Raw genomic sequence first — 25,582 nt, forward strand, 5'->3', positions numbered from 1 at the left:
CCAAATCATGGAACCAGATAGCACACAAGAGGACTGGCAGGTTGCCTGCGATGCCGACGAGTTCGAAGGCGAGGAGTTGCTCGAATGCCACTCGGGCGGCCAGCAGATCCTGTTGGTTCGCACCGAAGTCGGCGTGGTCGCGTGCCCCGCGATCTGTCCGCACATGGAGGAGCGGCTCGCCCACGGCATCGTGGACGGCAACGTTCTTACATGTTCCAAGCACCTTTGGCAGTGGAACCTTCTCAGTGGCGAACCGGTCGGGCTCGCAGAAATGCCGCTTCAGGTCGCCCCAGTTCGTCTGGAGGCGGGCAAGTACGTTGTCAATGTCCAGAAACTCAAGCGCTTCGGCGACTCCTCGTGCAGCTGACACGTAGCGAAGAGCCGCTTCCTGGTTTGTCCGTCAAGGCGGTAGAGGAACCCTCTATCCAGAGTGCATATGGGTGGTGGGTTGCCTTCGTTACGCTCGTCATCGCTTCGATCAGTTTCGGTGCGGTGACCAGCATTCCGGTTCTGCTCAAACCGCTCTCGAGTGACTGGCAGGCAGGGGCCAGCACGATCGCACTGATCCACACCTCTGCGATGTTCGGTGCAGGTGCGGGCAGTCTGCTGCTCGGGCGCATGTTGGATCGGTTCGGCTTCTTCTGCATCGCGGTGGTGGCTGCGCTGGCCACCGGGATAGGCTTGGTGGTCGCCGCACGGGCTGAAAACCTACTGACACTTCATCTGGCCTATGGCCTGCTCGTAGGTGGTATCGGGCAGGGCGCCTTCTTCAGTCCTCTGGCGGCTGCAGTGAGCCAATGGTTTGACCGACACCGGGCGCTGTCGATTGCGATCGCCGCATCTGGTCAGAGTGTCGGCGGGCTGACACTGCCGCCTCTGCTGCGCTGGAGTGCGGAGCAGTACGGATGGCGCCAGGCCATCGAGGGCTATGGGATTGTTGCTGGGGTGATCCTCCTGGCCTGTGCGTTCGCATTCCGCCGGGCACCGCCGCAACCCGCCTCGCATGGCAGGACCGCAGAAAAAGGTGTCGTCAAAATCGACCGTGCGGGATTCGCACTCCTGGGACTGTGCATGGCACTCTTTAACCTCGCAACCTTCATTGCGATCGGCCACTTGACTGCCTTCGGCGAAGAGATCGGCCTTGCGCCCGCCACGGCGGCTGTCTTTGTGTCGGTCATGCTGGGCGTGACGTTGCTGTCCCGTCTGTCAATGGGGCAGCTTTCCAACCGGTTCGGTCACTACCGAATGTTGGTTGCAGTGTCTGTGCTGCACCTCACCGGTGTGATCCTGTTGGCCGGCTCCACTGGCCCTGCGTCGACTTTCGCAGCGGTCGTCCTGATAGGCCTGGGATTCGGTGGCTATGTCCCCGCATACGCGGTATTGGTGCGAGAGTTGTTTCCGGCTTCCGAGGCGGGTCGCCGGATTGCCGAGATCTATTTCTTCGCCTTCCTGGCCGCAGGGATAGGTAGCTGGTCGGGAGGGTTGGTGCGCGACATGAGCGGCGGCTACGCCGCTTCATTCGGCTTGGCAGGTGGTGCCGCTTGTGTAGGGGCGTTGCTGCTGCTTTACCTCTCGCGACGGCTGCGGAGCATTTAGCCCTTTCGCGGTAGCTCAACGTCGTCGGCCTGGACTCCCCGGAGAAGGGCGGTTTTTTCCATTGTCCTTATCTCTTTTCGAGAGTTGAAGAGAAGTTCGCCCAGTGCCAAGCCAGTTTGGCAGGCATCGCGCCTGTTGAGCTTGGAGCGCTCGTGTGTGCGTTGATCGCGATGTCGGCGACGTATCTGCCCGACTACTAAGGCACCGGGCCACTTCTGGAACTTTCTGCTTGCTCTGCGGGCGTTCATTCCGGTGCTAGTGAGGCCTCTGCTTGCGTGGGCGGGTTTGCTTTACTGTGGGCGCCTCGCCGGGCAAGGAGTTGCGCCAGCAGGCCTTGCAGTGCTCGCCCGCTGTGGTTCGAAAAATAGGCCACAATCTTTAGCGGTACCTCGCTGCCCACCGATTGAACCTCCCGCAGCTTCCCCTCCTGAAGGTCTTGCGCGATCAGGTTTCGTGGCAGCCACGCAGCGCCCTGATGAATCAGCGCCATTTCCCGAAGACCCAGACTGAATTCGCTCACACACTGAATGGTGATCAACCGGGCGTGCATCAATTCGGGCAGTGCATGGGTACGGATGGCTTGCCCGAAGAAGCTCTCCGGGGGAAAGCACAGTAACGGCAGGGGCCGCTTCGGGTTCGTGAAGTCTTCCGATTTGCACAGCCTGGCGCTGGCCACCAGCACCAGCGCGTCCTCGCCCAGTTGGCAGCATGTGGCGAGCTGCGGCGGAACGTCGCTTTGGGTCTGCCGTGTTTCGTAGGTCAGCAGGATGTCGGCATGGCCACGCGCCAGCAGCGCCACGCTTTCGTCACGATTCTCGGAACGGATCCTGAAGCGCTGGTCGGGCATCAAGGAACGAAGCTCTTCCAGAAAGGTGGGCAGGTACCAGGCGGCCAGGCTGTGTTGGGCGGCCATCACAAGACCGGGTGTCTGATTGGCGTCGGAGCGCAACGTGGCCTGAAACTCGTAGATCTGCGTGGCGAGGCTACGGAAGGCCGCCTCGTGCTTTGCAGCCAACGGCGTGAAGCGCAACGGCTTGCGTGAGCGGTCGATCAGCGAAACCCCCGCCCAGTCTTCCAGCTGCTGGATGCGCCTCGAAAACGCGGGTTGGGAGACATGCCGCTTCTCGGCTGCTGCCGAGAAGGAGCCTGTCTCTATCAAGGCAAGGTAGTCGTCCAGCCACTTCAGTTCCATGCAAGCCCCCGCGCGCTGCAAACAGATGGCACGAGTTTAGGCAGCTTCGCGGTCGAGCGCCGGGGCAAGGCCCTCACCTGCCCGGCCCTGTCTGCATGGGCTGGTTGGCAGGCCCGAGCAGGAAGTCCGCCACCAACCGATGGAACAACTCGGGATATTCCAGGTGGAGTGCATGCGAACAATGCGGAAGCACCGCGAGCGATGCGTTGGGAATCTGCCGCCACAACTGCTCCACTTGCGGCCACTGGTAGCTGCGGTCGTGGTCGCCCCAGACGATCAGGGTTGGCTGGGTGATGTGGGGCAGGTTCGGCCGCCCGTCCCAACGCTCCATGGCCCAAAGACCGGCTTCGGCCGCCTGAGCGCTGGCCTGCGCCGCCAGATCGCCCAGCGCTGCGGCGTGGGGCGATTGTTCGCGGTGCAACAGCCAGGTGGCGCTGATGCGGCGTGCGGTGGCGTCCACGCCATCTTCGGCCAATCGTTCGCGCGACCGCGCCATGGTCTCGAAGCGGCCCGGCAGCAAGCCCAGCGGGCCGGTGCCATAAAGCACCAGGCGGTCCACACGCGTTGGCGCCAGGCGAACCATCTCCTGCACGATCATGCCGCCCATGGAGTGGCCGAGCAGATGGAAGCGCTGCACGCCCAGGTGGTCCAGGGCTTGCAGCACCGCACTGGCGTACCCCTCGATCCGGTCGGGCGAGGTCAGGTGTCGGCTTTTGCCAAAGCCCGGCAGGTCGGGCGCGATCACGTCCAGCTGCTGGCCCAGGGCCTGCAGCTCGGCAGCCCACTGGCTGGACCCACCCAGATACCCATGCACCAGCACCAGCGGCTCGCCTTTGCCGGCCCGCGCCACATGCAGCACTTCAGAAGCCATCGCGTTCGCTGTCATTTCATGATCGAGGGCAGCCACAGGGCAATGCCGGGAATGGCGATCACCATGGCGATCAGCAACACCATGCAGGCCAGGAACGGCAGGCAGCCCTTGATCACGTCACCGATGGGAATGGTGCCTCGGCTGATCCCCTGAATGACATACAGGTTCAAGCCCACCGGCGGTGTGAGCACCGCGATTTCCATGGTGATGGTGTAGACAATGCCAAACCAGATCAGGTCATAACCCGCTGCTTGCATCAGCGGGTAGATGGTGGGCAAGGTGATGAAGGTCATCGACACCGGTTCCAGGAACATGCCCAGGATGACGTAGAACACGATCACCATGGCCAGCACCATGACGGGGCTGAGGTTGTAGGACAGGAACAGTTCGCTGACTTCCTGCGGCACCCGGTAGTACGTCAGCACGAAGCCGAAAAGGATGCCCGCCGACAAGAGCAAGCCCAGGTAGCCCATGGTGCGCATGGTGGCAAACAAGGCTTCGTTGAAGCCTCGCACGGTCAGGCCCCCTACGGCAAACGCGAGGATCGTGGTCAGCAGCGCCGACACCGCCGCGGCTTCCGTGGGGGTGGCAATGCCGGCGTAGATCGAAACGGTGATGACCAGTCCGATGAGAAAAATCGGGCCGAAAGCAATCAGGAATTCGCGCACCGAGGGGCGTGGTGCGTTGTCCGCGCCGGGGATGTGGCTGGGGTACATGCGCCCCCAGATGAAAACGGTCACGGCGAACAACAGCGTCAGCAGCAGACCAGGGATGACGCCCGCGATGAACAGCTCGCCGATCGAGGTGTCGGTGACGATACCGTAGAACAGCAGGATCAGGCTGGGCGGAATCAGCACGCTGAGGGTGCCCCCCGCAGCCAGCACACCACTCGACAGCCGCTTGTTGTAGCCGAGCTTGGTCATCTCGGGCAGGGCCACACCGCCGATGGTCAGCGAGCCCACCATCGACGAGCCACACACCGCGCCGAAACCGGCGCACGCCGCGATGCTGCCATACGCGGCTGAGCCCTTCACCCGCACACCCCGGTGCATGAGCTGGTAAAGGTTGGCCCCGATGTTGGACCGCCCGATCAATTCACCCAGGAAAACAAACAGTGGGACGGCCAGCAAGACGTAGTCGATCCAGACACCCCACAGTTTGAGCTCCGTACTGACCAGGGCGGTGGACCAACCCTGGATGTGCAGTAGGAAAGGCATGGAGGCCAATGCCAGCGCAAAGGGAATGGGCAATCCAATCCCGATGAAGACAACCAGCAGAGCCAACAGCCCCAGTCCGACGTGGTACCACTCCATGAAAAACCTCTACCGTTGTTGAGGAGCGGGCTGCGGCGGGCTGGAGAGCACCGACACAAGGCGCACGCAGGCATACACAGTGAACACCACCAGTGCGAGAGCGCCAGGCGCCCAGAAGAGGTAGCGCGGCCAAAGCAGGATCTCGGACGCGGTGCCAGACTCGTAGGCTCGGAAAGTGGCTTCTATACCGGCGATGGAGAAGAAGATCCCCACGGCGATCATGAGCACCAAATTGACCGCCGTCAGGAGCTGTCGACCGCGCGGCCCCAGCGCATCGATCAGGAACGACACCTTGGGGTAGGCGTCCTCCCGCAGGGCAAACGCCAGCCCCAGCAAGGCGGCGGGAAACAGCAGCAAGGCAGTGGCTTCTGTCACCGTGCCGTCAGGCTTGCCGACGACGTAACGCATGAAAACGCCGTAGGAAATCCAGACGGTCTGCACCACGATGATGATGGCGCCTGCGGCGGCCAGCCAACCGGCCAGCCGCTCCAGGCCCCGTTCAATCGTTGCCAACATGGGCTTCAGAGCGAATACTGCTTGAACAGGGCGCGAACCTTGCCAGCCAACTCAGGCCCGCAACCGGTGTCCACCTCGCCCGTCCACTTGCCGACTACGCTGTCCAGCAGGGCCTTGCGCTTCTCGGCGGTGATCTTGGTCACGGTGCCGCCCTGCTTCACAGCGTCGGCCATGCTCGCGTCCACCCAGGCTTCGTAGCGCGGCTTGAGCCACACCTCGGACTCGGTGGCGGCCGCCTGGAGCGCCTTCTGGTCGGCAGGCGACAGCGCATCGAACTTGCGCTTATTCATCATGTACTGGATGTTGCCGTAGAACAGGTTGGACTGGACCATGTGCGGCATCACGCCCCAGAGCTTCCAGGCGCTGTAAGTGGCCACACCCATGTTGATGCCGTCCACCACGCCGCGCTCGGCCGACTGGAACACTTCCTTGGGCGCAATGAACACCGGCTTGCCACCCCAGGTCTCGATCATCATCGACACCATCGGGCCTATGGAGCGCACGAGCTTGCCGTCGAGCTTGGCCAGGTCGGTGTTGGGATTCTTGAACCACCACTCCTGGTCGTAGGAATAGTTGGAGTTGATGAGCGGCACCAGTCCCGCCTTGTTGGCTTCGGGTGCCATCAAGGCGGCGTAGGCAGCGTCCAGCTCGATCTGCTTCTTCATGTCCACCGCCATCGGGTAGAGCGAGGTGACCCGGTAGCACGGCAGTCGCTTGTCGGCCGACACCCAGCTGATGTCGGCAACACCGCCCTGCATGGCGTCCACGCCCTCGCTCCAGCCGTGCAGCGTGGAGGAGCCAAAGATCTGCACCTTGACCCGGCCAGAGGTCTTGGCATTCACCAGCTCGGCAAATTTCTTGAAACCCTCGTATCGGACGTCAACTTCGTTCACATAGGTGGACAAGCGCAACGTGGTTTGTGCATGGGCAGTGGTGGCCATGACGGCGGCGGCACCCGCCAAAAGGGAATAACGCAGCAGCGTGCGAACCGTGGTCTTTTTCATTTAGATGTCTCCTGTTGATGAACCATGAACAAATCCCGAACCCGATCGTCTGCACCCCTCGGGGGAGCGGCCGATCAGCTGACCTGCGCTGGCTTGAGCCCCAGCGACTCACCGTAGCCGAACAGTGCAACCGACCCTCCGGTGTGCAAGAAGACCACGTTGTGTTTCGGCTGGAAATATCCCTTGCGGATCAGATCGATCAGCCCCGCCATGCCTTTGCCGGAATACACGGGGTCCAGCAGGAGCCCCTCGGTGCGCGCCAGCACTTCGACCGCTTCCTGCATGCCTGGCGTGGGAAGGCCGTAGCCCGGGCCAACGTAGTCGCAATTGGCCACCACCAACTCGCGTGGAACGCCACCGCGCATGCCCATGTGCTCGGCCGTGCGGCAGGCCAGGTCGTGCACCATCGACTCCTGCTTTTCCCGCGGTGCGCGCACGCCGATGCCCAGCAGCTTGATGTCGCTGTTGATGGCATGCAGCCCCGCCACCAGCCCGGCCTGGGTGCCCGAGCTGCCGGTGGCGTGCACCAGATAGTCGATCTTCATGCCCTGCGAAGCAGCTTGTGCCACCAGCTCGAAGGCTGCATTCACGTAGCCCAGCGCCCCCACCGGGTTTGACCCGCCACCAGGGATGACATACGGTCGCAACCCGTCGGCACGCAGTTTCTCGGCCACCTGTTCCATTTCGCGTTGCATGTCGGCACCGCCCGGACGCCGTTCCACCGTGGCGCCGTGCAGGCGATCCAGCAGCACGTTGCCGTTGTCGGTGTAGTCCGGGTCGGTGCTGCCGGTGCGGTCCTCCAGCAGGATGTGGCACTTCATGCCTAGCCGGGCAGCCGCCGCAGCAGTCTGCCGAGCATGGTTGGACTGGGTAGCCCCCTGGGTGATGACCACGGTGGCGCGGGCCGCCACGGCTTCGGCCATGAGGTATTCCAGCTTGCGGGTTTTGTTGCCGCCGGTGGAGAGGCCGGTGCAGTCGTCACGCTTGACCCACAGGCGCGGCCCGCCGAGCAGCGCCGAGAGGTTGCCCATGGGCTCCAGGGGGGTGGGGAAATGCCCCAGACGGATGCGCGGGAAGAGGGAGAGGTCCATCGTTAACTTTCAAAATTTGATGCTTTTGAAAGATGATGTGCCCGGAATAAGAGGGTGTCCAATCGATTTTTCGACTCTTATTTTTCGTTTTCTGCATACTGAGAAAAACGTCAACCCAAACCCTTGCAATTTCGAGACCCGGTGTTTTCGGCGACTTTCGACACCAAAATGGTGTCTGTCCAGCGCGCTCGGCCGATGCCTTGAGAAGCATCGCGGAACGCTCTGCCGCGACGGCCCAAGGGGCTTTGCATGCCGGCGCGATGGACTGTGCTTCCCCGTTGCGGCGTGCCTGTTCAAGCGCGCATGCAATGGCGCAAGAAGCCATTGGCGGTCTCGCCCAGCTTCTTCGCCCGGTGCAGCACAATGGATAAGGTGCGCTGCATCGCCGGGAGCGTGGTGTGCAGTTCGACCAGCCACCCCTCGGCAATCGCTTCGTGCACGGCCAGGCGCGACAGGCAGCCCAGACCCAGCCCCGCAGCCACCACACGCTTGACCGCTTCGTTGCTGCCCAACTCAAGCTCGACCTCCATTTGCGTCAAATGGGGAATCAGCCAGCGGTCAGAGGCCTCACGCGTTCCTGAACCAGGTTCACGCAGTACCCACGTGGCCTGGGCCAGCTGTCGCGCACTGACCCGACGCCCCGCCAACGGGTGGTCGGGAGCGGCAACCACCACGATTTCGTCGCTGCGCCACTTGCGCACCGTGAGTTCGGGATGGCTGTGGGTTCCCTCGATGAAGCCCATGTCGGCGCGAAACGACACCAAGCGTTCGAACACGTCGTGCGTGTTGGCGATATCCACCAGCACCCGGCAGTGGGGGTGATCGCTTTTCCACCGCGCAATGAGTTCCGGCAGCAGGTATTCGCCAACGGTGTAGCTGGAAGCAAGCCTTAGCGGTGCGGCGTGCTCGGCCGTGAACAGCATCTCGGTGTCCGCCGCCTGTTCCAGCACCGTGGCCGCACGTGGCAGCAAGGCACGCCCGTTCTCGTTGATCACCAGCTTCTTGCCCACACGGTCGAACAACTGCACCCCCAGCGCCGACTCCAGCTCGCCCAGCGCGTTGCTCGCGGCCGATTGGGATCGGGAGATTTCGTCAGCGGCGGCTCGCGTGGTGCCACCCCGTGCAACGGCCGCAAAAACCTCCAGCTGGCGCAGCGTAAGCCTCAGTCGTTGATCGATTTTTTGGTTCACGGCGAGCGAAATTATCCGATACGCGAATTTGCAGGCTGCCTAGCATAAGCCCATGTTCAAGTTCCTCTCAAGCGATCCGGTGCACAACCCAACGGCCAGCAGCACGGCCGATACCGAGGTAAAAACCACCACCTGCTACATGTGCGCGTGTCGCTGCGGCATCCGGGTGCACCTGCGCGACGGGCAGGTCCGGTACATCGATGGCAATCCCGACCACCCGCTAAACAAGGGGGTGATCTGCGCCAAGGGCAGCTCGGGCATCATGAAGCAGGTGTCGCCGGCCCGACTCACCCAGCCACTGCTGCGCAAGCCGGGCAGCGAGCGCGGCAAAGGCGTGTTCGAGCCGATTTCGTGGGAGCGCGCTTTCGACATTCTGGAGAAACGGCTGTCCCACCTGCGCGCCACCGACCCCAAGAAATTCGCGCTGTTCACAGGTCGCGATCAGATGCAAGCGCTCACCGGCCTGTTTGCGCGCCAATTCGGCACCCCCAACTACGCTGCGCACGGCGGCTTCTGTTCGGTGAACATGGCCGCCGGCATGATCTATTCGGTAGGAGGCAGCTTCTGGGAGTTCGGAGGCCCGGACCTGGACCACGCCAAGCTGTTCGTGATGATCGGCACCGCCGAAGACCACCACAGCAACCCGATGAAGATGGCGCTGGGAAAGTTCAAGCGCGCGGGTGGTCGCTTCATTTCCATCAACCCCGTTCGCACCGGCTATTCAGCCATAGCAGACGAGTGGATTCCGATTCGACCGGGTACCGATGGCGCGCTGTTCATGGCGCTGCTGCACGAGCTGATCGCGCACGATCTGGTTGACCGGCCCTTCTTGCAACGCTTCACCAACGCCCCGCAGCTGGTGGTGCTGGACGAAGGAGAGCGAGAAGGTCTATTTGCCTTCGATCCTGCCGCCGGTGTGCCGGGCGATGGGCGCAACCCGCACAACAAGCTCGCATGGGACCTGACCAGCGGGCGCGCGATTCAGGCCTACCCCGAAGGCGTGGAAGAGGGCCGATCGCTGGCCCTGGAAGGCCACTACACCTTGCCGGACGGCACCCGGGTGGCTCCGGCGTTTCAGTTGCTGCGCGAACGGGTGAGCCAGCACACACCCGAGTGGGCCGAGGCCATCACCGGCATTGCAGCTGAGCGCATTCGCCAGCTGGCGCGCGAGATGGGTGAGACCGCGCTGCATCAGGCCTTTGAGCTGCCGATTCCCTGGACCGACGCCTGGGGCAAGCAGCACCCAACCACCCAGTCCAGGCCCGTGGCGTTCCACGCCATGCGCGGGCTCGCAGCGCATTCCAACGGCTTCCAGACGGTGCGTTCACTGGCGGTGCTGATGAGCTTGCTCGGCACCATCGACGCCCCTGGCGGCTTCCGCCACAAGGCGCCCTATCCGCGGCACATCGTTCCGAATTACCGGGCCTTCAACGACCCGGACATGATCAAGCCGAACACGCCGCTCAACGCCGCGCCGCTCGGGTTTCCAGCAAACCCCGAAGAACTGGCGGTGCGCGCCGACGGAACGCCCCTGCGCATCGATCACGCCTTTTCCTGGGAGCATCCACTGTCGGCCCACGGACTGATGCACAACGTGATCACCAATGCCGTCCGGGGGGATCCCTACAAGATCGACACGCTATTGATCTTCATGGCGAACATGGCCTGGAACTCCACCATGAACACCATGGAGGTGCGCAAGAAGCTCAACGCGCGCGGCGAAGACGGCGAGTACCTGATTCCGTTCCTGGTGGTGTGCGATGCCTTCCAGAGTGAGACCGTGGCCTTTGCCGACCTCGTGCTGCCCGACACCACCTATCTGGAGCGGCATGACGTGATGAGCATGCTCGACCGACCGATTTCCGAGTTCGACGGACCGGTGGACTCGGTACGCGTTCCCGTGGTGGAGCCCACCGGCGAGTGCAAGCCATTTCAGGAAGTGCTCATCGAGCTGGCTTCGCGCCTCAAATTTCCGGCATTCACCAACGAAGACGGCTCGCGCAAGTTCAAGGACTACCCCGACTTCGTGGTCAATTTCCAGGCCCAGCCCGGTGTGGGTTTCCTCATGGGGTGGCGGGGCAAGGACGGCACTCAGCATCTGCGCGGCGAGCCCAACCCCAACCAGTGGGAGATGTACGCGAAGAACAACTGCGTGTTCCAGCACCACATGCCCAAGGACCAGCAGTACATGCGCAACTGGAACCGGCCTTATCTGGACTTCGCCAAGGAGAAGGGCTGGCGTCAGAAGAACGATCCGGTGCAGCTGGCCATCTATTCCGACACGTTGCAAACCTTCCGGCTGGCCGCGCAGGGAAAAAGCAAAGGCCGACAGCCGCCAGACCACCTGCGCGAACGCATCGCCACTTATTTCGACCCGCTGCCGTTCTGGTACGAACCGCTGGAAAACGCTTGTGTGGACACACAGCAGTTTCCGTTGGCCGCCATCACCCAGCGGCCCATGGCGATGTACCACTCCTGGGATTCACAGAACGCCTGGCTGCGCCAGATCCACAGCCACAACTACCTGCACGTGAACCCCGTGACGGCCAAAGCGGCCGGCGTGGAAGACGGCGGCTGGGCCTGGGTCACCAGCGCCTGGGGCGAACTGCGCTGCATGGTGCGCCATAGCGACGCAGTGGAACCCGGAACGGTGTGGACCTGGAACGCGATCAGCAAGGCGTCTGGCGCGTGGCAACTGGCGCCTGGAGCCGATGAGTCGCGCAAGGGATTTCTGCTGAACCACCTCATCACGGAGGAGTTGCCGTTCGCAGGCGGCCAGATCAGCAATTCGGACCCGGTCACCGGTCAGGCCGGCTGGTACGACGTTCGCGTCAACCTCCGGCCTGCCCACCCCGAAGAGCCGGCCGAGAGCTTTCCACAGTTGGACGCGGTGCCAAGCGTTCCGGGTCTGCTGCGCAGTGGCCGCCGGTTCATGACCCACATCCTGTCGAAAAAGCCATGAGCGAACTCCCGAACGAACCCCAGACGCTGGCGATTCAGCTCGCCTTGGTCATCGACCTCAACGTGTGCGTGGGCTGCCATGCCTGCGTGACCTCCTGCAAGGAATGGAACACCTCGGGGGCTGCGGGTCCGATGACCGACCAGGACGCCTACGGTGAGCAGCCCACCGGCACATTCTTCAACCGGGTGCAGACCTTCGAGGCCGACAGCTACCCTGACACGCAGACGGTGCATTTCCCGAAGAGCTGCCTGCATTGCGAAGAGCCTCCCTGCGTGCCGGTGTGTCCCACCGGTGCCAGCTACAAGCGCAAGAGCGACGGCATCGTGCTGGTGGACTACGACAAGTGCATTGGCTGCAAGTACTGCAGTTGGGCCTGCCCTTACGGCGCCCGTGAGTTCGATGAAGAGCGCAAGGTGATGACCAAGTGCACCCTGTGCGTGGACCGCATCTACGACGAACTGCTCCCGCCGCAGGACCGAAAGCCCGCCTGCGTGAAGGCCTGCCCCACCGGCGCGCGGCTGTTCGGCGATGTTAAGGACCCGGATTCGGAGGTGTCACAAGCGATCCGGGAGCGCGGTGGCTATGCCCTCATGCCGGAATGGAAGACCCAGCCCGCCAACCAGTACCTGCCCCGTCGGGTGACAAAGCAGCCGCCGTCCGATGCCGCTCGCGCGGAAAAGGATCGACCGTGAAGCCGGCGCTGTCCATCATCCTGTTCACCACCACCGCTGGCACCGCCCAGGGGCTCATGGTAGTACTGGCAGTGACCACCTTGGCCAACCGGCCGCCTGTTGAGGGGCTGTTGCCCATGCTATGGACGGCCACGGCCATGCTGATGCTGGCGCTTATTGCCTCTTTCTTCCATCTCGGCCATCCGATGCGCGCCTGGCGCGCGGTACTGATGTGGCGCACCTCCTGGATGTCCAGGGAGGTCATCGTCCTGCCGGCGTTCATGGCGCTGGCGGGCGGCTGGGCTGTGTGGGCGACGCTGGCGGATCCTCCCACTGCCGCGGCCGCAGCACCGTGGCTGGCGGCGCTGGTTATTCCGGGTGCCTTGTTGCTGTGGTACTGCACCGCGATGATCTACGCCTGCATCCGGTTCGTGCAGGAATGGGCTCATCCACTCACCGTTGTGAACTACACGCTGTTGGGCCTGGCCTCGGGCCTGGTAGCGTCGGGTGCGCTGTGTGCGCTGGCAGGCGACAGCGCATTTGCAGGCAGCGTGACGGGCTGGGCCATGGCCACGACGGCACTGGCCTGGTTCACCCGGGGGCTTTCGCTACGCCGCAACGCCCGTCTCAAGCCGAAGTCCACGCCACAGTCCGCCACGGGCATCCAGGCGGCACGCGTTGTGCAGAAGTCGATGGGCATGACCGGTGGGTCGTTCAACACCCGCGAGTTCTTTCATGGCGCCACTACGCAGGTCATGCGCAAAACGCCCCTGGCCTTCCAGGCGCTGGCCTTCGGAATTCCGTTGTTGCTGCTGGGGTGGGCATGGGCCACCAGCTCCCCACCCATCTGGCCTTTGGCGTTTGCTTCGCAGGCCACAGGGTTGCTGCTCGAGCGCTGGTTCTTTTTTGCGCAGGCACGCCACCCACAGAACATCTACTACCAGGCCGTGTCGTGAAATCGATGCTGCCGTTCACCCGCTGGCCACCAATTTGACAGCAAAGGGAGGTGTTGCGGGCAGACCTCATCGCGGTTCTCCGCCCTTCAAAGATCAACCGGGCATTCTTGTGGTTGTTCGTCCGACGGGTTTCCTCTGTGAGTGCTGAAGCGTCGTAGCTCCAGTCTCCCAGATGCCGTGGGGTGAACAGCCGCCACGGAAGCAATCGATTTTGCGTGTTAGCGAAAGCAGGAATAAGCGTACCGCCAGTTCGGCGCTAACTATATGCAGTTCAAACTGAGCGCTGACCTCCAACCGACCGTCCGCCTGCCATTTGAGCCTTGCGAGGCCCAGGCGTTGACCTGGCTGCCGCTGGCAGTGCGCTACAAGCTGGATCAGGCATCGCTCAAGCTGCCGCTCAAGGACTGGCAGAGGCTGCCGCGCGAGGACCGCGAACGGCTGCTTGCGCTGCCGGCCGGTTCGGCATTTGAGGCACACGCGGTCTCTGCGGGCGCATTTCACAAGCCGTCACGGGAGCGGATCCCCAGTACCTTCGTGGACTACGTTTCACGTAAGGTCCGCGAGAAACACGCCCGTACATTGCAAGCTTACCCGGAACAGTGCGCACAATCCGAGCCTTGCTGAAGTCGATGATCCAAGGCGTGTCCGTAGCGCATTGCGAGCTTTACTACCAAGGCTCGTTTGCGATCGACCATGATTTACCCGAGGCCGCCGAGATCCCCGAGAACTAATAAGGCCAGGTTTGGAACTCGATATTGGTCAGCGGTTCGTTACCTATGCGATCCGAGTCCAGTGCGACATCGGCGCTATTTCAGCCAATGGCTATCTGTCGAAGCCGAGCGAACCCTTCGCTCGGCCCACTGCAAACTGATCTGTTTCAATTTGCCTCGATACCCATGACCCGCTGGCAGCGCCTGTTTCCCTTTCTGCAATGGCCGCGCCCGGACGCGGCCCTGCTGCGCGGCGAGGCACTCGCTGGCCTCACGGTGGGCCTGATGGTGATTCCGCAGGGCGTGGCCTACGCCGCACTGGCGGGCATGCCGCTGATCGCGGGCATCTACGCGGCGCTGCTGCCGGCGCTGATCGCGGTGCTGTTCTCGGCTTCGCCGCGCCTGTCGGTGGGACCGACGGCACTGACCTGCCTGCTGGTGAGCGCCTCGCTCACGCCGCTGGCCACGCCCGGCAGTGCCGAGTGGGTGCAACTCGCGGTGTGGCTCGCGCTGCTGTCGGGTGCGTTGCAGGTGCTGCTGGGCGCGGTGCGCTTCGGCTGGCTGCTCAACCTCGTCAACTCGCCGGTGCTGATGGCCTTCACGCAGGCCGCGGCGGTGCTCATCCTGGCTTCGCAAGTGCCCGCGCTCACGGGCTTTCGCAGCTGGCACGCGGTCGCCGAGGGCTCGGGCTGGCACGCGCCGGGCCTGGGCTTCGGTCTCGCGGCGCTCGCCGCGCTGGTGGCAGCGCGGCGCCTGCGCCCGGGCCTGCCTTCGGTGCTGGCGGTGGTGTTGGCCAGCGCGGCCGTCAGCCGCGCCACCGGTTTCGAGGCCTGGGGCGGCGCCGTCATCGGCGCGCTGCCGCAGGGCCTGCCCGCGGCCTATGTGCCCGCGTGGCCGGGTTGGGATCGTTTCAGCGCGCTGCTGTTGCCCACCTTGATGATCACGTTGGTGAGCTTTCTGGAAACAGCCAGCAGCGCCAAGGTGGACAACGGCCGGCGCGGCGTGCGTTGGGACCAGGACCAGGACCTGATCGGCCAGGGTCTGGCCAAGCTGGCTGCCGGCTTCACCGGCGCCATGCCCACCAGTTCGTCGTTCTCGCGTTCGGCACTCAACCTGTACGCGGGTGCGCGCACCGGCTGGGCCACGGTGTTTTCGGTGGCGGTGGTTCTGATCGCGCTGCTGGTGGCCATGCCGCTGCTGCACCACGTGCCGCTGGCGGTGTTGGCGGCCATCGTGGTGCTGCCCATCTGGGGCCTGCTGCAGCCGCGCAGCTTCACGCGGCTGTGGCGCCTCTCACGCGTGGAGGCGGTGATCGCGGCCAGCACCTTCGCGATCACGCTGGTGGCCGCGCCACGCCTGTATTGGGGCGTGCTGGCGGGCGTGGTGATGGCGCTGAGCCACTTTCTCTACCTGCGCCTGCACCCGCGCATCATCGAGGTCGGCCTGCACCCCGATGGCAGCCTGCGCGACCGCCACCTGTGGCAACTGCCGCCACTGGCACCCAAGCTGTACGCGCTGCGCATGGACGCCGCGCTCGACTTCGCCACCGCCAGCGGTTTCGAGCGCGCCATCGCCGAGCACCTGCAGGCCCACCCCGACACCGAGGGCGTGATGCTGATCGCCCACCCGATCAACTGGATCGACGCCACTGGCGCCGAGGCCTTCGGCAGCGTGCGCGAGCAACTCGACGACAGGCGCATCCACCTGCACCTGGTGGGCATCAAGCTGCCGGTGGAGACGGTGTTGCGCGACGCCGGTCATCTTGCTGAAAGTGAGCGATTGCACCTTTACCGCACCGAGGGTGAGGCCTTGCAGGCCCTGGCGGCGCCGGGCTGACCACTGCAAAGGCTGTCGGCGTTTACTCTGGGAAGCTGCTTCTCTTCAAGCAAAGTAGTCAACGCAACTAGTAAGTGATAACCGTGGGGGGTAACGGCCACGTTGCGCTCGCGCTCCAAGGAGTTCCTGATCATGCCGCCGGATGCAGCGCAGGCAATTCAGCTCGCGAAAAGTGTCGTGAAGCACGCGCTGAAAGCGGTGGGTTTCGGGGCAGGTGAACCGCCCCGGATTTCGTGGATGCCGGTTGGTTTAAGTCAGGCCGCCGCCATGTTAGCTCGTGCCCCAAGTTCGTCTGCCATAGTAGCCCTTTGATGCATCGGGTCGAAATGCAGGCGGGGGGCAGTTCATGAGGCAGTTCGCGACAAGGAAGTGGCCTCTCGGGTCAGCGCGAAACCGTATTCCCACGCATCCTCAAGCTTGGGCACCAGGTCTTTCGGCATGCGCTCATCGTGTCTGATGAAGGACAAGGTGGCTGCCATGGCATCCACGGCTTTCAGTATGAATTCGCGCGGTCGATCGACACCACATGCTCGCCGGCCGAAGTCGAGAAGCTCTTTGGGCAACGGATACGTTCTTGTCCTGTCGCCCTTTCGAAGCTTCAGCGCCATGGTCCGATCCTCGATCTCCTCGCCTGTGCCGAAGCGGGTGTACTTGTAGATCGAGGTGGTCAGCACGTCGAACATCGGGGCCAGACGGATGTCGGTCTCATTGGAGTACAGGACGCCAAAGTTCTTCAGGTGGGCGTCGCCATTTCTCACGAGGATGGAGAAGGCGACCTGTTGAAAGAATTTCTCGAGTTCAGGCTGAGGAAGACCCAGCTGATTCCGCAGTAGATCGGCGATCAGCTCGTAGCTACCGTGATACTTGCGCTCGTCCAGCTTGTTGCGTACCTGCATGCCCAGCAGGGACGGGATGTCCTCGAAGCCCAGGCGTGAGCCGTCGGCACCGATGTCAAAGCGATCGAGCACCAGCAGGCCACCATCGGCACTGAGGTCAAAGCCTGAGACCTCGATCCCCGCCCGCTTCGCAGCGCTCAGCGCGATGAACTCATTGGCCGAGAGTCCAGGGTAGTACTCCGGGCCACTCTTCACGATGAGGGTCGGCACCGGAATCGAAGCGCGATCGGGCAGCATGATCTTGGGCTGCACACCGGAGACGCCGGCGCCACTGGCGAGATAGGCATCCACCAGCTCAGGGAACAGCGCCTGGCTGTTGGTGCTGTTCAGCAGAGTTGCGCGATCGATCGTCGGTCCGCCCATCCGCGCAGGCGCCCCAGGCAATCGCGCGCTGTTGCGGCCAATGCTGTTGGTACCGACGGCCAGCAGCAGATGCATCTCGGTGATGTTCTGCTTCGGAAACCGCGCGCGGATCTGCTCGTACAGGTAGCCCTCAGGCAGGTTCATGTCCAGCACAGGGAACATGCCATTGCTCTGGTAGACCGCCGCCTGATCCGGATTCATGAGCAGGCTGAGCCAGGGGCCGCGGTAGGCGCCGCTCTGATCAGGTTTGTAAGTGAACACAAACTGTGAGGCGCGTGCCAGCAGCCCGGCCGGCTTGGCCCCGATGTCGATCTCGAGCGCCTTGATGCGCTCGGGCATCTCCAGCTCAGCGCTCACCGGATTCCCCTAGCTCGCGCGCGGCGTACTCCTGCATGTCCGTCAGGCTTGGCAAGCCCCTCTTCTCCAGCCGGATCGAGTAACCCATGGCCCGCAGGGCATCAAACAGGGAAGAGACGTAGACGTCATCTCCTTGCTCCAGGCGATTGAGCACGTCACGGCTGCGGCCGCTGTCTTTGGCCAGCTGCACGGACTTGATGCCCAAGCGCTTTCGCAGGGCGCGAAGTTCGCGACCCAGGTCGACAGGATTGTTGATTTTGTCCACGATACCAGGCATTCTGACCTCCATGGCAAGAAATGTCCATGATTTAGGACGACTGACTAGGTTGCGCGAAACTGCGGTAAGTCAGGCCGGGCTGGGTAGGGGGCGCAGCTCACGCTGCGGTGCGAGACAGCAAAAACCGGTTTGGTGAATGTGGTGAGGCGGATTCTTTAGGTGAAAAGGACTAACCGCCATCACCGACAGCCCGTCTCGTGACTTAGTTGGCGAGTCCAGTTTGGTTTGGCTGAGCAAATCGGACATGTTGTATTGAGCAATCTTGCTATGCAACCATCCGAGAGTATTGAAGTGACTGCTCACATTGAAAATGAACTCAGCCCTGCCCATGAAGACACCGATCGTCTCAGCCCGCGCGATAGCTCGGTGTCGGGCAAGGGTGAGCAACCCAGGCCCCCCCGCACCGTTTTTCGGCAAATCGTTGGCAATCCCTTCCAGTGCGAGTGGGACGCAGGGCCTGGTGAGCCGCGGTATGTGGAACCGGCGGAAGATGAGTTCGAGGACCACGGGGCGAAGCGGTTCTTTACCCAAGTTCAGTTTCTCGTTCTGAAACGCAGCCCTGATCTGAAGCATCTGATGCGGATTCGCCCTCGCATTGAGGAGACTCAGCACGGGATTGGGCGGCGATGCGTAGTACTGGTGCTTGATGCCGCTCCTGACAGCGAATCGGCGCAACTGGTCCGCTACGTGATCAATGCATTGAAGGTTGAGATGGAGAGGGTGGATGCCACCGCGCCTAAGTTGGAAGGTGGCGCTTCACCTGAATCGCGGGGCGACTACGGTGCGTCGGGGGGAGGAGCGCCAGCACTTGTCCTGCAGCAACCTGCAGGGCAGGCTGGGCACGGCGAAGACGTGCCTTGCGAGATCGAGGGGGCGATGAACTCAAGGATCGTGGTCCAGTCCGCTGAACCGGTCGCCTGTGAGGACCATGCCACAGAGATGAGACTGCATGACCAAGCTGCAAGCCGAGTCGCTGAACCACAACCCGATCCACTCGCGCATCTCGCCGACTTTGCGCCGGAGATTCAAGCGCAGGTCAAGAAGAAGGCTTCGGCTTTGGCAAGCATGCTTTCGGGGGATAGGGGTGAGGTCATCCGAATCGATGACGGCAAGAACAATACGCTCTTCGAACTCAACGTTCCTGCAAAGCAGCCAGTTGAACCTATCGACGAGCCACTACCTGAGGCGCAGTACCAGTTCCTGGCCATGGATCGACACGGCAGAACCATCAAGTTGGAGACTACAACCAAGCCCGCAAAAAAACTCAAGGTCGCGTTCGAGGCGGCAAAGTTCCTCGAACCTCTCGAACACGCGTTCCTGCGGCTAAAGGACCTAGGCGGTGGCAGATTCGAGCGCGACCACAGCGCTGCAGAGAGGGCAGGATTTCCGCTGATCAATGCCGTCTTGGAAGAGGTTCGAAACGGAAACAAGATCGAGCGATACAAGCTCGCGCGATTCGACGTGGTCCGTACTCCGGCGCCTCAACCGGGCGCAGTGTCGAGCACTAGGTAGCCAGGTGCAAGGCCAGCCAGATCAGAACGAACTCGGGGCGTGAGACGGCCTTGTCGCTGCACGCTTCAATGGGCTCGTCATTTCGTGTCGCCGGAACGATGGCGAGCCGATCTATTTGGTCCAGCAGCCGAGGCTGGCCCTTGATGCGCACCTTGGCCACTTCAACCTGAAAGACAGGCTCTACGCGCTGGCTTGCAACACCAACGACCGCAGGGATCGCTTGCTTCTTCTTGCTACCTTGCGCGGGCTTCGTGTCCTCGCTCTTCTCGTCCTTCACCTTCTTTGGCTTCTTTCCAGAGCGGTCGCGGCCAACGATGACCTTGAACCCGTGGGCTCTGGCCGCAGCAGGCATAGTCAGCCCGTACCCGTCCGGTTCATAGACATCGACGTCATCTTTCGACCAACCGATGCAAGCGAGGAAGCGATTGATCTGAATGAGATGCTCATCGCTGAAAACCAGAATCTGCCGAGCGTCAGCCACCTGATCGCACGGGTGCGACTCCGGCGTCCCGAGTGGTGCGCGAAAACCAACCAGTGCGTCAATCCGATTCCAGGAAGTTTGAGGGCGGTTCAGCACCAACCGCGCGTACTGCGAGCGCGGCTCGCGAGGGCGTGCCGCCTTTGCCTTACGCACCAGATCTGGCTTGCGGGTAGGCTTGTGGGCCTGCAGCGCCGTAAAGGCCTCTTGCAAGCGCGCAGAGCTCAGCGGGGAAAGTCGAAGCTGCCAAGCGACCGTCTCAAGCTTGACCGCCCTGCCACAGAGCTTCATCGCATCGAGCGCTACTCTCGGCGTCAATTGCGCGTACACGGCGGCCGCGCGCGGCGGCGGGGCCAAAGGGTATGCGGGATCCGCATCACAGCGCTCGATATCGAACTTGCGCTCGGCAATCCGATGACGCACCTCGGCCTCAAACGCGCGCGGATTGGCCTTCTGGCAATGGACATTGGCCCAGTCGTGTAGGAGGTGCGTGTAGTGATGGAAGGTGGTTTGCGGGTGTGCGTGTCCAAGCGTCGCTGCCAGCGCCCATGCAGCGCGGCGGGTTGGCTTGTCGTGCTTCAAGAGTTGCAGGGAAGTCTGGCGTGCATCCCAAAGCTCGTCGAACGCGAAAGCGGGGTATGTGTCCAGCAATTCGGGAAAGATCAAGCGCAGTGCGAGCAGGTTGGCAAAAGAGTGCCGCGCGTGGTGGAAGGTCACGCTGTCATTGCTGCAAACGGCGCGCAGTGTGCTCACGATGCGTGTGCGATGAGGCTGCACCTGCGTCGGGATCTTGGGGTTGACCTCAGAGAAGAACAATGGGGCGTTTGGGTCCTTTGGAGCGAAAAGCTCCCAATGCTTGAGCCAACTTTCAACAATGAGCTGTTCATGATCAGAGAACGTACCCATCAGCGGAATCTGGCGCCGCCCAGCGAACGACTTGGTGCTTCGATGTCTGGCGCTGATCACCACGACGCACGCGCCAGAGGTTGTCACCCAGTCCGAGCGAGCAAGCGAAATCGCCTCGGAAGCACGAAGACCGAATCGGTAGCCAAGCAACAGTACGAACGCATCCAACGTTGCCTCGCGATCGAAGGTCACCGAGCGCGGGCACAGGCTCTGCAGCGCGAGGTGGTATTCCGTCGGTGTGATGACATGTGCGGAAACCATGGAACCAGTCAGATCCGCACCCAAAGCCGACCAGTCCGGTGAGTCAACACCGTACTCCTTCTCGGCGAATCGATGAAAGTCCATCAAGCGCGCCAGGATGTAGCGCTGATTCTTCAGGCGCTGGGTCAATGGCTCCTTGTCGTTGGACCGCTTTGTGACATGTGGCCTTCGCAGGACGCGGTCATAGAACATCTCGATCTCAATCTCGTCCGCGTTGAAGAGATCGAGCTCGCAGGAGTATTCGACGAAGCCAACGGAGAGCGCGTCCAAGTAGCGCAACACAGAGCGGGCTTTGAGCCATCTCCCGCTGGCGCGTTTGTTGCACAGCAGCTCCAGAATCCAGGCGACCAGGATCTGCGCAGCGCTGGAGCAGTCCTTGCCATGAATCTTCAGGGCTTCGCTGATTTTCCCCGCAACGCTGGCGCGATGGCCGCTGATGACCTCGCTGGTGGGGCTCTTGTCTTTTGGGATCGCGACTTTGAACCCAGCGAACGCCTCTCGCACTTTCCGCAGCAATGTCCGGGTGACTTCTTCGCTGCCGCGGCCGTCGTGGACATAGGGGTAGGAAAAATCGTAGGGCTCTTCTTGGTTCTCCTCCGTCGAGGCTTCGACGCCGGAGCTGTAAAGCTCCGCGACGTCTTCCGCAGGATCTTCATCCTCTTCTTCCTCGTCTTCGGGATCCTGGACGTCAGCGCTGGCCGCCACGTCAGATAGCGGAGCAATGAGCCGACCGAACTGGACGCGGGCGAGCTCTTGTGCCGACAAGGACCATGATGGGAGGCGCGAACTTCTTGATGCTGCAGCGATTCCAGGAAGAACGATGGCGTTCTCACACTCGACCAGGTGCGCGATAGCCTCGATGGCCCTGACACGGTAGTCCCCGGTCGCTTTAACGCCAAGTTCGTTCAGGAATGGTGCGAGCAAACCCTTTGCCGCACTCGAATCACGACTCGATTGCTCCCCTTCCTTGAGCTTGAGCAATATCCCAAAGGACCGCTCGGGCAAGATGAACCACGCGAATGGAAGGCCATCGTCATCGGTCCGCTCGGGGTGAAATCCGATGTAAGCGACGTTCTTGCGGATGTGATAGCGAAGCCGGCCACTGTTCTTCGAGGTCAAGCGAAGCAGAAAACGAGAGTCGGTGACACGTGCGCTGAGGCACAGATCGAATGCCAGCAGCAGCTCCTTGAGCGAGTGCGACATCTTGGACGCGGGCGGCGCGCTCTTGAACGCTTCATCTAATGCGTTTCTCAGCTTGCCGAGTCGTTTGGTGATGCCAATGCAATCTTCATGAAAGGCGGGGCGCTCGAGCAGATGCTGGCGCGCCGCGAACTTCGAGCGCAAGCGCACACGGTAGCGTTCGTGAATTCGCTCGGCCAGCTCCTCATAGGCTTCATACCAGATGGACGCGTTGGCGCGAGGCGTGTCCTTGTCGTTGAAGAGCATACGGCGACCGAGTTCGGTCCACCGCTCGGGATCGATGCTCTTGAGGAATTCGGCTCGGTCGAGGGGTAAAGCCTCTTCGTCCGACGCACCTTTCTCGGGCTTCCCGTCGGCAGCGTGTGCCAGCTTTGGGTCATCTGCCCACTCGGAGAGTCGCCGCAGCAGGTAGGTCCGGGCTTCCCGTAGCGCCTGGCGTCTCGTGTCCTGTCGCGCCCGCAGACGCTTTGCCGAGCCAAAATTTGACAAGAGGGCGACGCGCGCAACGGACGTGATGGGGATTCGAGTCTGACTCGATGTAAACGTCGGTGGTTCGATGCGCAGTGGCGCGATGGCGTTCGCTAGCTTCTCGCGCCATGGCGTCTCGTCCTGCTCCCAACAGCGAGTGGAGAAGTCACCATACGTGGCGGCGCCGGACTCGGTGTGGCCCAGTTGTGCCGCGACCAGTTCTTCATCCAGCCCGAACGAGCGCAGCCGAGTGGCCATCCGGTGTCGAAACAGGTTCCAGGGCAGTGGCCAGTCGAACAAGGCACCTTCCGCCAGCCCGCTTTCATCCACTTCTCGGATTTCGAGTGCGCCGTCGCGCACCTGGCGCAAGTGAAAGAAGTAGGGCAACGCGCAATCCGGCTTGCCCTGAAGTTGACCGTCGATGGCGTTGATTAATGGCTGAAGGTGAATCTGCCCAGTCGAGCGCAAGCTTTCGAGCAGCGCGTACAGGTACGGGCGGTACAAGCCCTCGATTAACTTTTTGACCAGGCCTGGTAGCGGAACGAGCCTGCCCCAGCGATCCTGCTTGTGATTCGAGATGGCCTTGTCATCAACGAAGAGCCTGCCACGCTCAAGATCGAAGTCGGCAGCTCGCTCGAACACGGAGCTCACCGGGCGAGCGCCTGTGCATGCCAGCAAGACGACAACGCTGTAGGTGGTGATCTGGTTGTGCAGCTCTATCCAGCCGCCGGGACCGTTGCCCGCCATGACGTTTATCAGGCTGTCCTGCGCCTGGGAAAATGCCGCGCGCAGCCGCTCGTCGTCAGGATCGATGCCACTTCCCAGACCATTGTGGTCATCGCCTTGGGAAGGCGTGGTGACTACCCCGCCGGGTGCGATGCAGGCCATCGCCCGGTTGGCTTCTCCCAAGCTCCAGGATGCATACCATCCGGCGGCTGGTTTCACAGCGTGTGCCGGCACCAGCAGCATGCGAGCCATGACGGCGCTGTTCGTCTCATCGAAGACGACCTGCTCTGCCGTGTGACCCAGCAGACCTTGTGTAACGCGTTCCAGACCACGCGTCTTGGCGCACCGTTGGTTGAACGCAGTCCATGGAGCCGTTTCCTCTTCTTCGGTAGGCCACAACTTTCCAAGTGCAAGTGCATTGGGTTTGGCCGCTAACGCTTGCCGAAGCGGTACGACGAGCGCAGGTGAAAGGTCTAGGACCTGGACGTTGGCCAAGGGGCGGATCCAGCCTGGGTAGGGCTTGCGCAGTGGCGGTTCCTTCTCCGCCGCGATGGATCCCTCAGTGGGTTGGACGATGCGGCGCAACAATCGGGCGCCTTCGATGTCGAGCGTCCAGGCAGAAGTCGTGGCGTCGCTGCCGAGCACCATATTGGAGACTGTCTCGATCGAGCAGCGTGCAAGCAAGGCCAAATGTGCGAAGGCGCCAAGCAGAGCGTCCTCGGCGCTTCCTAGCAGTTCGGCCAGCAGCACGCGAAGTCCGTCGATTTCGTCGGGCCGCAGCCGATTCCATGCGTACGGTAGGAGATTTCGATCTGCTTGCGTCTGCAGCATGTGGCCTTTGCCGAGCCGGTATTGCAGTTCAGGCGGGACGGGCCGGTCGTACTCGGTGACCTCAATCCCTGTTGGCTCTTCATCGCCCGAATTCTCCAGATCGTCGGCCTTGGCGGAAACGATGGGGGCCCATGGGATTTCTACGTCGAGCGGCCCCAAATCGATGCGGGCCGGCAGGACCGGTGGCTTTATGAGGTTGACCTCATGCGACCTGTTATCCAGGGGGATTGGGTCGCCAAGGTGGCCCGCAGCCAAGTCACGAATTCGCCGAAGTGTCTTTCTTTCAGTGGATTCACCTGCGCCGGATAGCTCTTTCAACTCGGCGATCTGGAGCTCCGCATCGTTCGCAAGCCCGGCGCAATAGCTCGAAAAGTCAGCGCTGAAGTTCGGCAGCTTTAGAAAGAGCGCGAGCTTTTCTGGATCATTTGCTTTGCTGTCGAGTGCCAAGCGCATCTGCGTTGACACGTCATTGATCACGGGGCCCGCCGCATATCGTTGTTCAGCTTGGGCGAGCGCTCGAATCAACAGCAGCACCCTTTGTGCTGCTAGCGCGAGCAACCCTGCTGGATTCCCAGCAATGTCAGGCGCCGGGCAGGCCAACAAGAGGGCGAGGGGGCAGCTCTTGAGTTCTGCGTTGAAGGTCGCCTTGACCCGCCCTGCGACCTCCGGCTTTGGCAGAGGCGGGAATTGACGTTGCGCAGCGTGGCTGACCCTGAGCAGACGTCCTGCCTGATCGGAATGACCCTTCCAGGCGAGCAGTACAGCTTGCGTGTCCGCCTGCACAAGAAACTCAAAGGTGTGCGAAAAAAGTGCTCTTCTAGGCGAGCTGGTCGCTAGCCAGAGGTGGTGGGTGAGGGTCGGAACTCGATGCCGGAGTGCCCAGGCGTCGAGTTCGAAAACGGGCGGAGAGGTGATCAAGGGCGGGCCAAAAAGAGGGTTGTGGTCCCCTTCTGGTGCAGCGCCTGGGCGGCGCAAGTCCGCGGTAAGCGTCATGGCGTCCGCAAGGGTCCTCCTCGTGCGGGCGCCATTTCGGGGTTCACTTTCCGCCTTATCGGCACTCAACGCGACTACTTAAATCGCGACGACATGATTATGGGAACGCCCTCCGAAGCCGATCCCCGCCAGCCGCGCCAAACCTTGTCTCCTCGGTGAGTAGCCAATCACAAAGGCAGTTGATTGGCTTCTACCTAGTTGACCCCAGCATGCCTTCGTGGGCACAGCGTGCATTTTGGCCAATGGTCGCAATGGTTGCCGCAGGTCTTCTTGTGCCTTGGCTGTGCCCGACATGTGCCAACACTATATTGCTCTATGGCCCGTTTCGACCCTTGCCCCGTGCCAGGACGCTTCTGCAATACCTGCGCCTTTCGTGGCGAGTTCCTACAACTGATCGCGTAGGTCT

At 62.3% G+C, this 25,582-nt stretch carries 19 protein-coding genes; 9 read left to right on the forward strand and 10 right to left on the reverse strand.

Features of this window, described 5'->3' with window-relative positions; all coding sequences use genetic code 11:
• Positions 1–7 precede the first annotated feature (7 nt).
• Positions 8–367: a Rieske 2Fe-2S domain-containing protein gene (locus tag KF871_RS01910; RefSeq protein WP_116960928.1), complete on the forward strand. Its 360-nt coding sequence runs from the start codon at positions 8–10 to the stop codon at positions 365–367.
• A complete protein-coding gene (locus tag KF871_RS01915) occupies positions 358–1,596 on the forward strand; it encodes an MFS transporter (protein WP_116960927.1) in 1,239 nt (412 codons plus the stop codon). The genes KF871_RS01910 and KF871_RS01915 overlap by 10 nt, the downstream gene beginning before the upstream one ends.
• A 244-nt stretch (positions 1,597–1,840) precedes the next feature.
• Here the strand turns inward: KF871_RS01915 and KF871_RS01920 are convergent, their stop codons facing one another.
• From KF871_RS01920 to KF871_RS01950, 7 genes are all read right to left on the reverse strand, one after another.
• Entirely contained in the window at positions 1,841–2,788 is a 948-nt protein-coding gene (locus tag KF871_RS01920; RefSeq protein WP_116960926.1) for a LysR family transcriptional regulator, read from the reverse strand.
• A 73-nt stretch (positions 2,789–2,861) separates the two neighbouring features.
• On the reverse strand, positions 2,862–3,659 hold the full coding sequence (locus tag KF871_RS01925) for an alpha/beta hydrolase (RefSeq protein ID WP_116960925.1): 798 nt from the start codon (positions 3,657–3,659) through the stop codon (positions 2,862–2,864).
• A gap of 11 nt (positions 3,660–3,670) precedes the next feature.
• Positions 3,671–4,972, reverse strand: coding sequence for a TRAP transporter large permease (locus tag KF871_RS01930; protein WP_116960924.1), 1,302 nt, complete (start codon positions 4,970–4,972; stop codon positions 3,671–3,673).
• A 9-nt stretch (positions 4,973–4,981) separates the two neighbouring features.
• Positions 4,982–5,488 (reverse strand): TRAP transporter small permease, encoded by a 507-nt coding sequence (locus KF871_RS01935; RefSeq protein ID WP_291137541.1) that lies wholly within the window; start codon positions 5,486–5,488, stop codon positions 4,982–4,984.
• Between the two features lie 5 nt (positions 5,489–5,493).
• Positions 5,494–6,492 (reverse strand): TRAP transporter substrate-binding protein DctP, encoded by a 999-nt coding sequence (gene dctP / locus KF871_RS01940; RefSeq protein ID WP_116960922.1) that lies wholly within the window; start codon positions 6,490–6,492, stop codon positions 5,494–5,496.
• 74 nt (positions 6,493–6,566) lie between these two features.
• On the reverse strand, positions 6,567–7,583 hold the full coding sequence (locus KF871_RS01945; protein ID WP_116960921.1) for a D-cysteine desulfhydrase: 1,017 nt from the start codon (positions 7,581–7,583) through the stop codon (positions 6,567–6,569).
• 293 nt (positions 7,584–7,876) lie between these two features.
• Positions 7,877–8,773 carry a LysR family transcriptional regulator gene (locus KF871_RS01950; protein ID WP_291137547.1) on the reverse strand — a complete coding sequence of 299 codons (897 nt, stop codon included), beginning with the start codon at positions 8,771–8,773 and terminating at the stop codon, positions 7,877–7,879.
• A 52-nt stretch (positions 8,774–8,825) separates the two neighbouring features.
• On the opposite strand from KF871_RS01950, the gene KF871_RS01955 reads away from it, so the two are divergent.
• The 6 genes from KF871_RS01955 to KF871_RS01975 all read left to right on the forward strand — a co-directional run bounded on the left by KF871_RS01955 (position 8,826) and on the right by KF871_RS01975 (position 15,908).
• Positions 8,826–11,735: a molybdopterin oxidoreductase family protein gene (locus KF871_RS01955; protein WP_291137550.1), complete on the forward strand. Its 2,910-nt coding sequence runs from the start codon at positions 8,826–8,828 to the stop codon at positions 11,733–11,735.
• Positions 11,732–12,427, forward strand: coding sequence for a 4Fe-4S dicluster domain-containing protein (locus KF871_RS01960; protein WP_291137553.1), 696 nt, complete (start codon positions 11,732–11,734; stop codon positions 12,425–12,427). Before KF871_RS01955 ends, KF871_RS01960 begins: the two co-directional genes overlap by 4 nt.
• A complete protein-coding gene (locus tag KF871_RS01965) occupies positions 12,424–13,362 on the forward strand; it encodes a DmsC/YnfH family molybdoenzyme membrane anchor subunit (RefSeq protein WP_291137556.1) in 939 nt (312 codons plus the stop codon). Before KF871_RS01960 ends, KF871_RS01965 begins: the two co-directional genes overlap by 4 nt.
• A 264-nt stretch (positions 13,363–13,626) precedes the next feature.
• Positions 13,627–13,986: a nitrate reductase associated protein gene (locus KF871_RS01970; RefSeq protein ID WP_291137559.1), complete on the forward strand. Its 360-nt coding sequence runs from the start codon at positions 13,627–13,629 to the stop codon at positions 13,984–13,986.
• A 5-nt stretch (positions 13,987–13,991) separates the two neighbouring features.
• A complete protein-coding gene (locus KF871_RS18735; RefSeq protein ID WP_367172014.1) occupies positions 13,992–14,093 on the forward strand; it encodes a hypothetical protein in 102 nt (33 codons plus the stop codon).
• A 165-nt stretch (positions 14,094–14,258) separates the two neighbouring features.
• Positions 14,259–15,908, forward strand: a complete 1,650-nt coding sequence (locus KF871_RS01975) for a SulP family inorganic anion transporter (protein WP_291137562.1) — start codon at positions 14,259–14,261, stop codon at positions 15,906–15,908.
• Between the two features lie 344 nt (positions 15,909–16,252).
• Here KF871_RS01975 and KF871_RS01980 read toward each other — a convergent pair whose 3' ends face one another.
• A complete protein-coding gene (locus tag KF871_RS01980) occupies positions 16,253–17,524 on the reverse strand; it encodes a type II toxin-antitoxin system HipA family toxin (RefSeq protein WP_291137564.1) in 1,272 nt (423 codons plus the stop codon).
• Entirely contained in the window at positions 17,514–17,789 is a 276-nt protein-coding gene (locus KF871_RS01985) for a helix-turn-helix transcriptional regulator (protein ID WP_175442893.1), read from the reverse strand. The genes KF871_RS01980 and KF871_RS01985 overlap by 11 nt, the downstream gene beginning before the upstream one ends.
• Positions 17,790–18,068: 279 nt before the next feature.
• On the opposite strand from KF871_RS01985, the gene KF871_RS01990 reads away from it, so the two are divergent.
• Positions 18,069–19,313 (forward strand): hypothetical protein, encoded by a 1,245-nt coding sequence (locus KF871_RS01990; RefSeq protein WP_291137568.1) that lies wholly within the window; start codon positions 18,069–18,071, stop codon positions 19,311–19,313.
• Here KF871_RS01990 and KF871_RS01995 read toward each other — a convergent pair.
• Positions 19,306–25,101 carry a site-specific integrase gene (locus KF871_RS01995; RefSeq protein WP_291137570.1) on the reverse strand — a complete coding sequence of 1,932 codons (5,796 nt, stop codon included), beginning with the start codon at positions 25,099–25,101 and terminating at the stop codon, positions 19,306–19,308. The genes KF871_RS01990 and KF871_RS01995 overlap by 8 nt on opposite strands.
• Positions 25,102–25,582 lie beyond the last annotated feature (481 nt).

This window comes from Hydrogenophaga sp. (assembly GCF_019635465.1).
Classification (GTDB): domain Bacteria; phylum Pseudomonadota; class Gammaproteobacteria; order Burkholderiales; family Burkholderiaceae_C; genus Hydrogenophaga.

What these genes read in the sequence shown, in the direction of transcription:
- KF871_RS01910 (WP_116960928.1), top strand. Translation starts at nt 8, where the DNA reads ATGGAACCAGATAGCACACAAGAGGACTGGCAGGTTGCCTGCGATGCC.
- KF871_RS01920 (WP_116960926.1), bottom strand. Translation starts at nt 2,788, where the DNA reads ATGGAACTGAAGTGGCTGGACGACTACCTTGCCTTGATAGAGACAGGC.
- KF871_RS01925 (WP_116960925.1), bottom strand. Translation starts at nt 3,659, where the DNA reads ATGGCTTCTGAAGTGCTGCATGTGGCGCGGGCCGGCAAAGGCGAGCCG.
- KF871_RS01930 (WP_116960924.1), bottom strand. Translation starts at nt 4,972, where the DNA reads ATGGAGTGGTACCACGTCGGACTGGGGCTGTTGGCTCTGCTGGTTGTC.
- KF871_RS01935 (WP_291137541.1), bottom strand. Translation starts at nt 5,488, where the DNA reads ATGTTGGCAACGATTGAACGGGGCCTGGAGCGGCTGGCCGGTTGGCTG.
- dctP (WP_116960922.1), bottom strand. Translation starts at nt 6,492, where the DNA reads ATGAAAAAGACCACGGTTCGCACGCTGCTGCGTTATTCCCTTTTGGCG.
- KF871_RS01945 (WP_116960921.1), bottom strand. Translation starts at nt 7,583, where the DNA reads ATGGACCTCTCCCTCTTCCCGCGCATCCGTCTGGGGCATTTCCCCACC.
- KF871_RS01955 (WP_291137550.1), top strand. Translation starts at nt 8,826, where the DNA reads ATGTTCAAGTTCCTCTCAAGCGATCCGGTGCACAACCCAACGGCCAGC.
- KF871_RS01960 (WP_291137553.1), top strand. Translation starts at nt 11,732, where the DNA reads ATGAGCGAACTCCCGAACGAACCCCAGACGCTGGCGATTCAGCTCGCC.
- KF871_RS01970 (WP_291137559.1), top strand. Translation starts at nt 13,627, where the DNA reads ATGCAGTTCAAACTGAGCGCTGACCTCCAACCGACCGTCCGCCTGCCA.
- KF871_RS18735 (WP_367172014.1), top strand. Translation starts at nt 13,992, where the DNA reads ATGATCCAAGGCGTGTCCGTAGCGCATTGCGAGCTTTACTACCAAGGC.
- KF871_RS01975 (WP_291137562.1), top strand. Translation starts at nt 14,259, where the DNA reads ATGACCCGCTGGCAGCGCCTGTTTCCCTTTCTGCAATGGCCGCGCCCG.
- KF871_RS01990 (WP_291137568.1), top strand. Translation starts at nt 18,069, where the DNA reads ATGCAACCATCCGAGAGTATTGAAGTGACTGCTCACATTGAAAATGAA.